Genomic DNA, 12,299 nt, shown 5'->3' with positions numbered 1-12,299 from the left:
ACGCCCCTGCCCCGTCCGGAGCTGGAAGCCTTCGTCGACGGCGTCGTGCGCCGCGCCATGGATCGCGACCACATCGCCGGCGTCACCGTCTCGGTGGTCCAGAACGGCCAGGTGGTGCTCAAGAAGGGCTACGGTTTCTCGAACCTGGCCAACCGCAAGCCGGTCGATCCGGACAAGACGCTGTTCCGCGTCGGGTCGATCTCGAAGACCTTCACCTGGATCGCGGTGATGAACGAGATCGAGTCGGGCCACATGCGCCTGGACGGTCCGGTGAACCTCTACCTGCCCGAGCCGCTGCAGGTGAAGGACCAGGGCAAGAAGACCCAGGTTCGCCTCAAGGACCTGATGACCCACACCAGCGGTTTCGAGGACCGCGCGCTGGGCCAGCTCTTCGAACGCGATCCGAACCGCGTGCGGACCCTGAACGACTACCTGCGTCAGGAGCGACCGCGCCGGGTGCGCGAGCCTGGCCTGCTGCCCAGCTATTCGAACTATGGCGCGGCCCTGGCCGGCGCGGCCCTGTCGAACGTGGTCGGCAAGCCCTATGAGCAGCTGATCAGCGAGGAGATCATCCTTCCGGCCGGCATGGGCCACACGACGTTCCGCGAGGCGCGTCCGTGGCGCGATGGCCTGCCCGCGCCGATGGCCAACGCCCTGGCCGCCGACCTGTCCGACGGCTATTCGTGGACGCCGATGGGCTGGAAGGTCCGACCTCGCGAGTTCATGGGCCAGGTGGCGCCCGCCGCCTCCGCCTCCAGCACCGCCGGCGACATGGCCCGCTACATGACGCTGCTGCTGAACGGCGGGACGATCGACGGCAAGACGATCTTCTCGCCAAAGACGGCCCAGGCCTTCCGCACCCCGATGTACCGGCCCACGCCCGAGGCCGCCGGCTGGAACGCCGGCTTCCAGGACATCCCCCTTCCCGGCGGCCGGCGTGGTTTCGGCCATGCGGGCGCGACGCTGTATTTCCTCTCCAACCTGGTGATCGCGCCCGATCTGGGCCTTGGCGTCTTCGTGTCGGTGAACACCGACAGCGGCGCCAACCTGCCCGCCACCCTGCCGGCCACCATCGTCGAGCACTTCTACAGCCCCGCCCCGGCCGTGCCGCCGGTCAGCGCGCTCAGCTATGACGAGGCGCGGGTCTATGAGGGCGAATACCTGACGACCCGCCGCGCCTACACCGGACTGGAAGCCTTCGCCGGCCGCCTGACCGGCCGGGCCACGGTGCGCGCAACGCCCGATGGCCGGCTGACCGTGACCGAGGGCGGGACCAGCACGCTATGGAACGGCACCAGCCATCCGGGCGTGTTCAAGGCCGTCGATGGCCCGCTGCTGCTGAACTTCGACGTCAATGGCGACCATCCGTCCCGCTTCTACGCCGCGCGCGGAACCGCGACCTATGAGCGGATCGGCTTTTTCCGGTCGATCGGCCTGCTGATCTGGACGGCGGTGCTGGGCCTGCTGGCCAGCCTGGGCGCGATCCTGGGCATCTTCGTCCGCAACCGCCGGGAGGCGCGCCAGACGCCCATCCAGGCCAGCGCCAGCCAGATGCAGACCATGCAGTCGGTGCTTTGGCTGATCTCGGCCGGCTGCATGGCCGTGTTCGGCGCCAAGGCCTCCGACCAGACGACCGTCTTCTTCGGCTGGCCCAGCGGCTGGCTGCTGAGCGGCTCGGCCTGCGCCCTGGTGGCGTCGGTGCTGAGCGTCCTGACCCTGGGCGCCCTGCCCATGGTCTGGCGCGGCGGTCGCCGGGTCGACAGCTGGAACGGCGGTCGCAAGGCGGCCTTCACCTACACGGCCATCCTCCACGTCTTCCTGGCGGTGCTGCTGGGCCTGTGGGGCTACCTGCTGCCGTGGAGCCGCCCGCTCTTCTGATACGGCGCGTCAGCCCTCGAGCGTCCGTCGCATGAGGTTCGAGTTCAGCTTCCGCACCTGGATGACGATCCGCTCGCGCTCGCCCGGCCGGCGCTCGACCAGCAGCCGGGCGACCTGGGCGTCGTCGTGGAAGGCATAGCCCTTGATGGCGTCCAACAGGGCTTTCGCCAGGTTGTCGAGATCCATCCACGGCGGCTCGCCGACATATTCCATGCCGATCTCGACGCTGAACTCGCCCCAAGCCGGCCGCGAGCCCCGCCACGATTTGCGGAAGAACTCATAGATCAGCGGCTTGTAGTACTTGCCCTGGGTGGTCAGGCCATCGACCACGAGAGTGAGCTCGCCGCCCGCCTCGCGGGCGCGGACCTTGCCGTGGTGGGTCCAGTCGTCTTCCAAGCGTCGGAGCCTCGGGTCGGGGATCGCGGTGATCCGGCCAAGAACCAGAACCGCGCCGGCAAGGAAAGCCCGATCGGCGTCGCGGGCCGTTTCCCGACCGCCTAGGGGCTAAGCCTGAGCCATTTCGAGGAGCTTCAGGACGGTGTTCCAGTTGCGGGCCGTCCCGACCGGCGCGCGCTTCGACTTCTTCCAGTCGCGGTCCAGCACCGAGTCCGCCATACTGATCGGCATGTCGATATAGAGCTCGCGCCCTCGCGCCGCGAAGCGCTCCGGGCCGGTGATCGCCGCGCGCAGGATGTCCTCGTCGCCGGCCGGCAGCGGCGTCTTCATGAAGGTGACCAGCACGTGGCTGGGATGGTCCAGCGCCTCGCTTTGAAACGGATTGGCCGCGACGATGGCGCTCAGCTCGGCCGGCGAGCGGATCATGAAGTCGGTGCACAAGCCGATCCTGTCCGCCAGGGCGTCCTCCAGCCGCGCTTCCAGGGCCGGACCGCCGGGGTCCTCGCCCCACAGCAGAAGGTTGCCGCTGGCCAGATAGGTCTTGGCCGCAGGGAAGCCCGTGTCCTGGGCGACTCCGAGCAGGTCTTCCTTCAGCACCTTGCGCTTGCCGGTGTTGACCGAGCGCAGCAGCGCCACATGGACCGGCAAGCTACAGCCCTTCGACCCGAACGGCCGTGCCGTAGGCCAGCACCTCGGTGATGCCTTCCATGATCTCGTTGGCGTCGTAGCGCGCGGCCAGGATGGCGTTGGCCCCGACCTCCCGGGCGTGCTGCACCAGGAGCTCATAGGCCTCCTGGCGCGCCGTCTCGGCCAGCTTGGTGTAGATCGACAGATTGCCGCCGAAGATCGACTGGATGGCCCCGCCGACATTGCCGACCACGCTGCGCGAGCGGACGGTCACGCCCCGCACCAGGCCTAGATGTTCGACGATGCGATAGCCGGGCAGATCGTTGGTCGTGACGACGAGCATGGGCGCCTCCTGATCGCCTTCGGTATAACGAACACCGTTGTCCGGCGCCATGGCGTTGCGAAGCGGGGCCTCAGGGTCTAGACCGCGCTCGACCGTTTTTCCGGAGATCGCCCGCATGACCGCCACGCGCACCGAGACCGACACCTTCGGCCCGATCGAAGTCGCTTCCGACCGCTATTGGGGGGCCCAGGCCCAACGGAGCCTCGGCAACTTCAAGATCGGCTGGGAGAAGCAGCCCCTGCCGGTCGTCCGCGCCCTGGGCGTCGTCAAGCGCGCCGCCGCCGAGACCAACTTCAAGCTGGGCAAGCTGGACGCGGGCCTGAAGGACGCCATCGTCCAGGCCGCCAACGAGGTGATCGACGGCAAGCTGAACGACCACTTCCCGCTGGTCGTCTGGCAGACGGGTTCGGGCACCCAGTCGAACATGAACGCCAACGAGGTGATCTCGAACCGGGCGATCCAGATCCTGGGCGGCGAGATGGGCAGCAAGAAGCCCGTCCACCCGAACGACCACGTCAATATGAGCCAGTCGTCGAACGACACCTATCCGACGGCCATGCACGTGGCGTGCGCCGAGCAGATCGTCCACGACCTGATCCCGGCGCTGAAGCATCTGCACGCCGCCCTCGACGCCAAGGCCAAGGCCTGGAACGACATCATCAAGATCGGCCGCACCCACACCCAGGACGCCACGCCGCTGACCCTGGGCCAGGAGTTCTCGGGCTACGCCCAGCAAGTCGCCAACGGCATCGAGCGCATCGAGAGCACCCTGCCCAAGCTGATGCAGCTGGCCCAAGGCGGCACCGCCGTCGGCACCGGCCTGAACGCCCCGATCGGCTTCGCCGAGGGCGTGGCCGAGGCCATCGCCGCGATCACCGGCCTGCCCTTCACGACCGCCCCGAACAAGTTCGAGGCCCTGGCCGCCCACGACGCGATGGTGTTCAGCCACGGCGCGATCAACACCGTCGCCGCCAGCCTGTTCAAGATCGCCAACGACATCCGCTTCCTGGGCTCGGGTCCCCGCGCCGGCCTCGGCGAACTGGCCCTGCCGGAAAACGAGCCGGGCAGCTCGATCATGCCGGGCAAGGTCAACCCGACCCAGTGCGAAGCCCTGACCCAGGTCTGCGTCCAGGTGTTCGGCAACCACGCCGCCATCACCTTCGCCGGCAGCCAGGGTCACTTCGAGCTGAACGTCTTCAACCCGGTGATGGCCTACAACTTCCTGCAGTCGGTCCGCCTGGTCGCCGACGCCGCGATCAGCTTCACCGACAACTGCGTGGTCGGCATCGAGCCGCGCATCGACAACATCAAGCACGGCGTCGAAAACAGCCTGATGCTGGTCACGGCCCTCAACGGCCGCCTCGGCTATGACATCTGCGCCAAGATCGCCAAGACGGCGCACAAGAACGGCACCACCTTGCGCCAGGAAGCCGTTGGCGGCGGCTACCTGACGGACGAGGAGTTCGACCAGTACGTCCGCCCGGAAAAGATGGTCTCGCCGGGCTGATGCTCCAAATCGTTCGTCTGTTCGACGAACCGCCGGACGGCTTCGACGACCTTATCGCCGAGGCCTCCGGCGAAGGCGTGCGCAACATGGCCCTCCTGGCCGAGGACTGGCGGAACGGCGCGCGCTTCCAAGACGACGGCGAGGCCCTCCTCGCCGCGTTCCTGGCCGGAGAACTGGCGGGGATCGGCGGGCTCAGCGTCGAACCCGATTCCTCTGAACCGGCGCGCCGCCTGCGCCGCTTCTATGTCCGCACACCTCGTCGCCGGACTGACGGAAGCGATCGTCGCGCCCGTCCTAAAAGGTCGGATGACAGCCGTCGGTGGCTTCGAAATCCCTCTGGAACGTGACGGTGACGTCCTACTGATCAGCGTCACGGGCATGATCTCGATCCGTCAGACCGATCTACGTCGCCGGATAGGTTCGGCGGCCGACCATGAAGACGCCATCCGCCGCGCTATCGACCGGCTGTTCACCGGCTTCTAAACCCGGCGGACGTCCCGACCGATCGGAGCCAGGGCGATGTAGGCCAGTTGGACGTCCTTGATCGCGAACGGGATGCCGATGATCGAGACGGCCTCGGCGGCGGCGACCACCACATGGCCCAGCGCCAGCCACCAGCCGGCCAGGATGAACCAGATGATGTTCATCAGCCCGCCCAGCGCGCCCGTGCCCAGGTCGGGTCCCTCGCGACGGACGATCTCCTTGCCGAAGGGCCACAGGGCGAAGCCGGCGATCCGCCAGGCCGCGCCGGCATAGGGCAGGCCCACGATGGTGATGGCCAGCAGGACGCCGGCGACGAACCAGCCGAAGGCCATCGCCAGACCGCCGCAGATGGCCCACAGCACATTCAGGATGAAACGGATCACGGTATTGAGCCCCCAAAATTCAGGCTTCGCGCCCTAAGTCCGAGTTGGCGCCGTCGGCCTTCGAAGTCGAGGCCCAAGGACCATCATGACGTCGAATTCACCGATATCAGGCCCGGCGGCTGACCGCGAAGTCGGCGAGGCTTTCCAGCGCCTCGCGCCAGTCATTGGCCGGAAACACCGCCAGCGCCGCCTTGGCCTTGTCGGCATAGTCGGCGGCCAGGTCCAGCGTGGCGTCCAGGGCGCCCGAGCCGATGATCAGCTCGCGGGCCCGGCGGAAGTCGGCCTCGGTCTGCTCGCGGCGGCCGATGGCGCGCTCCCAGAACTCGGCCTCGCGGGGACCCGAACGGGCGATGGCCAGCAGCAGCGGCAGGGTCGCCTTGCCCTCGCGGAAGTCGTCGCCGGCGTTCTTGCCCAAGGTCTCGGTCGCGCCGCCATAGTCCAGGGCGTCGTCGGCCAGTTGGAAGGCCAGGCCGAGGTTCAGGCCATAGGCCTTGAGCGCGGCGGCCTTGTCGGGCTCGACGCCGGCCGAAACCGCCCCGGCTTCGGACGCCGCGGCGAACAGCTCAGCGGTCTTGGCCTGGATGATCTCCAGATAGACGGCCTGCGAGAGGTTCAGATCGTGGCTGCGCATAAGCTGCAGCACCTCGCCCTCGGCGATGACGCGGCTGGCGCGGGCCAGGATCTCCAGCGCCTTCATCGAGCCGGCTTCGACCATCAGCTCGAAGGCGCGGGCGAACAGGAAGTCGCCGACCAGCACGCTCTGCGCCGCGCCCCAGATCAGGTGCGCGGCGACCTTGCCCCGGCGCAGCTGGCTGCCGTCGACCACGTCGTCGTGCAGCAGGGTGGCGGTATGGATGAACTCGACCGAAGCGGCCAGCTTCAGGCAATGATCGTTATCGGAGCCCGCCAGCCGCGCGGCGGCGACGGTCAGTAGCGGCCGCAAGCGCTTGCCGCCGGCCGCGATCAGATGCTCCGCCAGCGCCGGAATGATCGGCACGTCGCTCTGCATCCGGTCGGTGATCAGCGCGTTGACGCCCGCCATGTCGGTCTCGGCGAGGCGCACGAGACGATCCACCGAGCCCGACGTCCGGGGGAGGGTCGCTGTCGCTGCGTCCAAAACGATCGTCTCCTTGCGCCGTTCCCCGCACGAACCGTTGCGAGGGACAATGGTGGCGGGATAGGTCAGGGTCAAGGCGAGCACAAGGCCTAGAAAGCATTGGACCACACGGGGATCAGCGAGGATCGGGTTCTGGGCGGCCGGGTGAGGCTCCGCCAGAGGGCCGATGGCTACCGGGCCGGCATGGACGCCGCCCTGCTGGCGGCGGCTTGCGACTCGCTTCCGGCGCAACGTGTGATCGAGCCTGGCTGCGGAGTCGGCGGCGCCCTGCTGGCCGCCGCCGCGCGACGTCCCGGGGTCTTGTTCCAGGGCGTTGAGCGTGACCCCGCCGCCGCCGCCCTGGCGGCCGAGAACGCGGCGCTGAACGGCTTCGAGGACCGGGTGTCGATCCTCCAGGGCGATGTCGAGGCTGGCTTCCGGACGCTGGCCCTGCCCGTTTTCGACGCGGTGATGGCCAATCCGCCCTTCTTCGACGACCCGGCCGCGCTGCGCGCCCCCGCCCCGGCCAAGAGCGGCGCCTGGATGGCCGACGGAGGCCTGGCCGCCTGGACCGGATTCTGCCTGAAGGCGGTGCGCGAGGGCGGGACCATCACCCTGATCCACCGCGCCGACCGTCTGGCCGACATCCTGGCGGGCCTGGGCCCCAAGGCCGGATCCTTCCGCATCCGTCCCATCGCGCCGTTCGCCGACGCCCCGGCCAAACGCGTGATCGTCCGAGCCGTCAAGACCGGCAAGGCGCCGCTGGTCCTGCTGCCGGCCCTGGCGCTGCACGACCGCGAGGGCGGCAAGCATACCGCCGAGGCCGAGGCCATTCTCAGGGGTGAGGCGGCGCTGGCGTGGTGAGCGGCGGACCGCCACGCTCCTGGATCGATTTCAGATAGGCGACGATCGCCGTCACATCGGCCGGCGGGAAGGTCCATTCGGGCATCGGACCGTGGCCCACGGCAAGGCCCTCGGCCAGGCCTTCGCTCAACGCCTCCACGTCATAGCGTTCGTTCAACCGGCGGAACCGGGGCGCGCTCGGGTTGGGGCTGTCCCCGGTCGTCGTGACCGCGTGGCACACGGCGCAATGGCGAGAGACCAAGGCCTTGCCGCGCGCGATCAGTTCGGGCGACGAGGCCTCCTGCCCGGCGGCCGCGCCGGCCAGCAGCAGGCTCGCGACCACGGCGCTCACGCTCGCGAAAACGGCTTTCGTCACATCGCTCCTCCTCAACCGCCCAATTCTGGGACCGTGGCGGCGGGCCGCCTTGACGCACATCAAGGGACCGATGGAACGACGCCTACTCCGCGTACAGCGCCAACGCCTCAAGGCACAGTTCCAGGCCCGTCAGATCGCGCAGGGGGTCCTGGGTTACGATCACGAACAGCCGCCGCGCTTCCCCCCACAGCATCACCGTTTCGGGCAGGCCGTGATCCTCGATCGCGCAGCCTTCGCCATCGCGCCAGACGCGGTTTTCGTCCAGGGTCGCGCCCAGCTGCGCGTCGACGCGGGCGACATATTCGGCCTGGGTTTCGTCGGCCACGTTCAGATAAGCGAAGATCGGCTTGCCCAGACCCGCCAGCACCCCGGCCTCGAACACCGTGGCGGTGTCGGCCGAGGGGCCCCGAAATGGTGTCAGGTTGACGATGGCCGCGTCGGCCTGGCGCAATTGCGCCATGCGGGCGGCGTAGAAGTGTCGGGCCTCGAGCTCGTCTCCGCCCTCGCCAGCCGGCAGCCGCGCGGGATCGATGACCTCGAGGCCGGCGTCGAGGCACAGGGCCCGCTGGCGGGCCGCCTGGATTTCGGTGTCGGGGAGCCAGGCTTCGGGGCCGGCCAGCCATAGGGAACGGACAGGGCGCATGGGCCTTAGGTCTGGTCCCGGGCTCTCCCTGTCAATGTCCGTCGGAGATTCGATTGAGATCCATCGCGCGAAGAACCCTCCTGGCTCTCCCCGCCCTCTTGGCGGCGCGGCCCGTCCTCGCCGCCCAGCCCCAGCCCTGGCTGGCCTATGAACGGCGGCTGCGCGAGCGCCTGAGCGACCCGCCCGGCGGCGATTTCGACGCCGACTTCGAACGGACCCTGCTGGACCTCAACAACATCTTCCGCGACCGCCAAGGTCCCCGCGCCCTGGCCTGGGATCCGGGCCTGGCCCTGGCCGCCCGCGCCCACGCCGCCGACATGGGCGCGACCGAGGTCTTCGACCACGTGACCCGCGAGGGCTATACGCCCGCCGGCCGCGTCGGCCTGCTGGCCCGCGACCTGGTCGGCGCGGCGGGCGAGAACATCGCCATGCGCCTCAACGCCTCGGGACCGGTGACGCCGGACCAGATCATGGGCCAGTGGAAGGCCAGCCCCGGCCACCGCGCCAATCTGCTGGCCGCGGGTTTCACCCACGTGGGCTATGGCGTTCTGCGCCAGGGTCCGCGCGTGATCGCCGTCGGCGCGTATGCCGAGGTCGCCGCGCGCCTGGCCGCCCCGGCCCCGCTCCGCGTCGGCGCGACCGACCAGATCGCCCGCGCGCTGGCCAACGCCACGCCGACGATCCGGCAGTTCTCGGTCTCCGAACCGGGCGGCGAGATGCTGACGGCGACCTATCTCGAGGGCGTTCCCGGCCAGCCGCCGCCGACCTTGGCGGCCGGCGCCTGGCAGCTCAGACCGCACCTCTCGACGGGCGAGCATCGGTATCAGGTCGCCTGGGGTCCCGTCTTCGTGCTGAGCTAGAGCGCGTTAGGTTTAAGTGTGAGCGGTTAAACCGCTCGAACGCGCTCTAACTATATGAATCTAGAGCCTGTTTATCCGCTTCAAATGATTCCATTTGAAGCGGACAGGCTCTAGAAGCCGGCCGCGAGCAGCGCGTCCAGCTGGTTGAACTGCTCGGGCAGGCCGGCGGCCGAGCCCTGAATGGCCTCGTCGCAAGCTTCCTTGCTGGGGTAGAGCTCGCTCAGCGTCAGCAGCGTCTGGCCGTCCCGCTCTTCGAACGTCACCGTGGTGAGCGCGGCGGCGTCCCCGCTCTCCTCATTGGTCCAGACGATGCGCGAGGGCGGCGTGACCTCCAGGTACCTGCCGAAGAACGCCATGGAATTGGCCGCGTCCAGGCCGAACTCCAGGCGATAGGCGCCGCCGGTGCGGACGTCCATCTCGCAAGCCCGCAGGGGAACGCCCAGAGTCTCCGGAACCCACCAGCGCCGAAACAGCTCGGCCCTGCTCCAGGCCTCGAACACGATGCGCGGCGGCGCGTCGAAGATCCGCGTGACGACCAGTTCGCGGTCCGACTTGCGGGTCACCACCGTACGCCCCGTCTCAGGCGCGTCGTTATGTCCGTCCATTCGCCTCTTCCTCGCGTTTCAGGTCCTCGACGACCTTGTCCAACTCATCGAAGCGAAGCGCCCAACGACGGCGATATCGCTCGATCCAGGCCGCCTCCGCCGCCAGCCCGTCCGCGCCCAGCCTGCAGGTCCTCACCCGTCCGACCTTCTCGGTCTTCACCAGACCCGCCTCTTCCAAGACCGCGACGTGCTTCTTCATGCCTGTCAGGGTCATCTGGAACCGGTTGGCGAGCTCCGTGATCGAGGCCTCCCCGCGCTCAAGTTCCTCCAGCACCCCGCGCCGGGTGGCGTCGGCGAGGGCGGAAAACGAGGCGTCAAGCCGGGCGGCTAAATACTGAACCATTGAGTTCAGTAATGCACGCGGCGCGACCCCGCGCAAGCCCCAACGAAAAGCCCCCGGCCTGGGAGGACCGAGGGCTTCGCGGGATTTAAGCTTGGGTACTAAAAGTGGATTAGTTCTTGGCCTGGTCGACCAGCTTGTTCTTGGCGATCCAAGGCATCATGCCGCGCAGGCGCGCGCCGACTTCTTCGATGGCGTGCTCGTTCGAGCGGCGACGGGTCGCCTTGAACGAGGGCTGGCCAACGGCGTTTTCTAACATGAAGTCGCGCACGAACTTGCCCGACTGGATGTCCTCCAGAACCCGCTTCATCTCGGCCTTGGTCTCGGCGGTGATGATGCGCGGACCCGTCACGTACTCGCCGTACTCGGCGGTGTTCGAGATCGAGTAGTTCATGTTGGCGATGCCGCCCTCGTACATGAGGTCGACGATCAGCTTCAGCTCGTGCAGGCACTCGAAATAGGCCATTTCCGGCGCGTAACCGGCTTCCACCAGCGTCTCGAAGCCGGCGCGGACCAGCTCGACCGTGCCGCCGCACAGGACGGCCTGCTCGCCGAACAGGTCGGTCTCGCACTCTTCGCGGAAGTTGGTCTCGATGATGCCCGACCGGCCGCCGCCGATGGCGCTGGCATAGGCCAGGCCGATATCGAGGGCGTTGCCGGTGGCGTTGTGGTGCACGGCGATGAGGCACGGCACGCCGCCGCCCTTCTGGTATTCGCCGCGAACCGTGTGGCCCGGGCCCTTCGGGGCGACCATCAGCACGTCGATGGTGTCCTTCGGCTCGATCAGGCCGAAGTGGACGTTCAGGCCGTGGGCGAACAGCAGGGCCGCGCCGTCGCGGATGTTCGGAGCGATCTCATGCTTGTAGATCGCGGCCTGATGCTCGTCCGGCGCCAGGATCATGATCATGTCGGCCCAGCCGGCGGCCTCGGCGACGGTCATGACCTTCAGGCCCTCGCCCTCGGCCTTCTTGGCGGTCGGCGAACCGGCGCGCAGCGCCACGGCGACGTTCTTGATGCCCGAGTCCCGAAGGTTGAGCGCGTGCGCATGACCTTGCGAACCATAGCCTACGATCGCGATCTTCTTGTCCAAGATACGAGCGATGTCGGCGTCGCGGTCGTAGTAGACGCGCATATTTTTTCTCCAGGACTGGTCAATCAAGGTCGCCACGCGCAACGGCAAAGCGACAAAGGCCGGGCGTTTGAGCGTTTTTTTGCCGTTTCGTCAAGGTGAAGCCGACAGAACGCCGAAATGCCGAGGCCCTCGCGGCCCCGTTTTAGGCGCTTCGGCGCGGAACCGCCATGCCAACGGTCGGCAAACGCGGTTCCGACGCCCTGGACGCGAACGAAATCGGGGCGGAAGCTCGCGCCTCCGCCCCGTCTCGACGACCCGTCACGGATCACGCCAAGCTTACCAGAACAGATCGGCCCAGACGCTCAGCACCTGGCCGGTCCAGACGTCGACCAGCAGCGCGTCGTCGCCGACCCGGACCCACTCGCAGCCGATCGGCGGCTGAGGCAGGCCGTACTGCCAGGCGTTCAGATAGTAGTAGCTGCCGTACCAGCCGCCCGGCAGGTACTCGCCGAACACCCAGCGGTGGACGTACCAGCCGCGCGGATAGCGATAGGCCGGCGCCCGGTAGCGCTCGATGGCCCTATAGCTGGGGCGATAGCTCCAGCGATCGTATTGAGGACGGCCGCGGTCGCGATCGCGGAACTGGCCTGGACCTGGGCGGTGATCGCCCCGGTCCCAGCCGCCCCGATCCCAACCACGATCCCAACCGCCGCGGTCGGGGCCGCGGTTGTCCGGACGCCCGTCGTGGTTCCAGTCGCCCCTGTTCCAATCGCCGCGACGGTCGGGGCCGCCACGACCCCAGTCACGGTCGCCGTTGTTCGGCGGCGGCGGTCGGGCATCATCGAGA

16 protein-coding genes and 1 pseudogene are annotated in these 12,299 nt (G+C 68.3%); 6 read left to right on the top strand and 11 right to left on the bottom strand.

Annotated elements, in window-relative coordinates; all coding sequences use genetic code 11:
* Window positions 1-1,878: serine hydrolase domain-containing protein (locus FCU40_RS20850; protein ID WP_168077583.1), on the top strand; the 1,878-nt coding region annotated here is incomplete at its 5' end.
* 9 nt (window positions 1,879-1,887) lie between these two features.
* On the opposite strand, the gene FCU40_RS20845 is transcribed toward FCU40_RS20850, so the two are convergent.
* The 3 genes from FCU40_RS20845 to FCU40_RS20835 are packed head-to-tail and all read right to left on the bottom strand — an operon-like array spanning window position 1,888 to window position 3,244.
* Window positions 1,888-2,322, bottom strand: coding sequence for a RusA family crossover junction endodeoxyribonuclease (locus FCU40_RS20845; RefSeq protein ID WP_241693672.1), 435 nt, complete (start codon window positions 2,320-2,322; stop codon window positions 1,888-1,890).
* Window positions 2,323-2,382: 60 nt separating this feature from the next.
* Window positions 2,383-2,922, bottom strand: coding sequence for a DUF1697 domain-containing protein (locus FCU40_RS20840; RefSeq protein ID WP_168077579.1), 540 nt, complete (start codon window positions 2,920-2,922; stop codon window positions 2,383-2,385).
* A 1-nt stretch (window position 2,923) separates the two neighbouring features.
* Complete coding sequence (locus tag FCU40_RS20835; protein WP_004624152.1) at window positions 2,924-3,244, bottom strand: YbjQ family protein; 321 nt, start codon at window positions 3,242-3,244, stop codon at window positions 2,924-2,926.
* Window positions 3,245-3,359: 115 nt separating this feature from the next.
* Here FCU40_RS20835 and fumC point away from each other — a divergent pair, with 115 nt between their 5' ends.
* The 3 genes and pseudogenes from fumC to FCU40_RS23450 all read left to right on the top strand — a co-directional run bounded on the left by fumC (window position 3,360) and on the right by FCU40_RS23450 (window position 5,234).
* Complete coding sequence (fumC, locus tag FCU40_RS20830) at window positions 3,360-4,751, top strand: class II fumarate hydratase (RefSeq protein WP_168077578.1); 1,392 nt, start codon at window positions 3,360-3,362, stop codon at window positions 4,749-4,751.
* A pseudogene (locus FCU40_RS20825) lies at window positions 4,751-5,002 on the top strand (GNAT family N-acetyltransferase); the annotation flags it as partial. The gene fumC and the pseudogene FCU40_RS20825, both read left to right, overlap by 1 nt.
* 127 nt (window positions 5,003-5,129) lie before the next feature.
* The gene (locus FCU40_RS23450) at window positions 5,130-5,234 is read left to right on the top strand and encodes a CcdB family protein (protein WP_241693671.1); all 105 of its coding nucleotides are present in this window, start codon (window positions 5,130-5,132) and stop codon (window positions 5,232-5,234) included.
* Here the strand turns inward: FCU40_RS23450 and FCU40_RS20820 are convergent.
* The gene (locus FCU40_RS20820) at window positions 5,231-5,617 is read right to left on the bottom strand and encodes a YccF domain-containing protein (protein WP_168077577.1); all 387 of its coding nucleotides are present in this window, start codon (window positions 5,615-5,617) and stop codon (window positions 5,231-5,233) included. The two genes, FCU40_RS23450 and FCU40_RS20820, sit on opposite strands and share 4 nt — an antisense overlap.
* 106 nt (window positions 5,618-5,723) lie before the next feature.
* Window positions 5,724-6,734 carry a polyprenyl synthetase family protein gene (locus FCU40_RS20815; RefSeq protein ID WP_168077576.1) on the bottom strand — a complete coding sequence of 337 codons (1,011 nt, stop codon included), beginning with the start codon at window positions 6,732-6,734 and terminating at the stop codon, window positions 5,724-5,726.
* Window positions 6,735-6,833: 99 nt separating this feature from the next.
* Between FCU40_RS20815 and FCU40_RS20810 the strand changes: the two genes are divergently transcribed.
* Window positions 6,834-7,577 carry a methyltransferase gene (locus FCU40_RS20810; RefSeq protein ID WP_004624162.1) on the top strand — a complete coding sequence of 248 codons (744 nt, stop codon included), beginning with the start codon at window positions 6,834-6,836 and terminating at the stop codon, window positions 7,575-7,577.
* Here the strand turns inward: FCU40_RS20810 and FCU40_RS20805 are convergent.
* The gene (locus FCU40_RS20805) at window positions 7,549-7,932 is read right to left on the bottom strand and encodes a cytochrome c (RefSeq protein ID WP_168077575.1); all 384 of its coding nucleotides are present in this window, start codon (window positions 7,930-7,932) and stop codon (window positions 7,549-7,551) included. The genes FCU40_RS20810 and FCU40_RS20805 overlap by 29 nt on opposite strands.
* A gap of 82 nt (window positions 7,933-8,014) precedes the next feature.
* Window positions 8,015-8,575: a nucleoside 2-deoxyribosyltransferase gene (locus FCU40_RS20800; RefSeq protein ID WP_004624164.1), complete on the bottom strand. Its 561-nt coding sequence runs from the start codon at window positions 8,573-8,575 to the stop codon at window positions 8,015-8,017.
* A 53-nt stretch (window positions 8,576-8,628) separates the two neighbouring features.
* Here FCU40_RS20800 and FCU40_RS20795 point away from each other — a divergent pair, with 53 nt between their 5' ends.
* A complete protein-coding gene (locus FCU40_RS20795) occupies window positions 8,629-9,435 on the top strand; it encodes a CAP domain-containing protein (protein WP_168077574.1) in 807 nt (268 codons plus the stop codon).
* Between the two features lie 110 nt (window positions 9,436-9,545).
* On the opposite strand, the gene FCU40_RS20790 is transcribed toward FCU40_RS20795, so the two are convergent.
* The 4 genes from FCU40_RS20790 to FCU40_RS20775 form a co-directional block, all read right to left on the bottom strand.
* Complete coding sequence (locus FCU40_RS20790) at window positions 9,546-9,998, bottom strand: SRPBCC family protein (protein ID WP_342672571.1); 453 nt, start codon at window positions 9,996-9,998, stop codon at window positions 9,546-9,548.
* A 28-nt stretch (window positions 9,999-10,026) separates the two neighbouring features.
* Window positions 10,027-10,383: a metalloregulator ArsR/SmtB family transcription factor gene (locus tag FCU40_RS20785; protein ID WP_168077572.1), complete on the bottom strand. Its 357-nt coding sequence runs from the start codon at window positions 10,381-10,383 to the stop codon at window positions 10,027-10,029.
* Between the two features lie 109 nt (window positions 10,384-10,492).
* Window positions 10,493-11,512: a ketol-acid reductoisomerase gene (gene ilvC / locus FCU40_RS20780; protein WP_004624173.1), complete on the bottom strand. Its 1,020-nt coding sequence runs from the start codon at window positions 11,510-11,512 to the stop codon at window positions 10,493-10,495.
* Window positions 11,513-11,788: 276 nt separating this feature from the next.
* A partial coding sequence (locus FCU40_RS20775; protein WP_241693670.1) for an RcnB family protein occupies window positions 11,789-12,299 on the bottom strand: 511 nt, incomplete at its 5' end.

This window comes from Caulobacter sp. SSI4214, from assembly GCF_012184455.1.
Taxonomy (GTDB): Bacteria; Pseudomonadota; Alphaproteobacteria; order Caulobacterales; family Caulobacteraceae; genus Caulobacter; species Caulobacter vibrioides_E.
This window is presented reverse-complemented; position numbering and strand designations above follow the sequence as displayed.

Bases quoted from the DNA above. Each gene is read 5' to 3' on its own strand.
- ilvC (WP_004624173.1), bottom strand. From the start codon at position 11,512: ATGCGCGTCTACTACGACCGCGACGCCGACATCGCTCGTATCTTGGAC.
- FCU40_RS20785 (WP_168077572.1), bottom strand. From the start codon at position 10,383: ATGGTTCAGTATTTAGCCGCCCGGCTTGACGCCTCGTTTTCCGCCCTC.
- FCU40_RS20835 (WP_004624152.1), bottom strand. From the start codon at position 3,244: ATGCTCGTCGTCACGACCAACGATCTGCCCGGCTATCGCATCGTCGAA.
- FCU40_RS23450 (WP_241693671.1), top strand. From the start codon at position 5,130: ATGATCTCGATCCGTCAGACCGATCTACGTCGCCGGATAGGTTCGGCG.
- fumC (WP_168077578.1), top strand. From the start codon at position 3,360: ATGACCGCCACGCGCACCGAGACCGACACCTTCGGCCCGATCGAAGTC.
- FCU40_RS20800 (WP_004624164.1), bottom strand. From the start codon at position 8,575: ATGCGCCCTGTCCGTTCCCTATGGCTGGCCGGCCCCGAAGCCTGGCTC.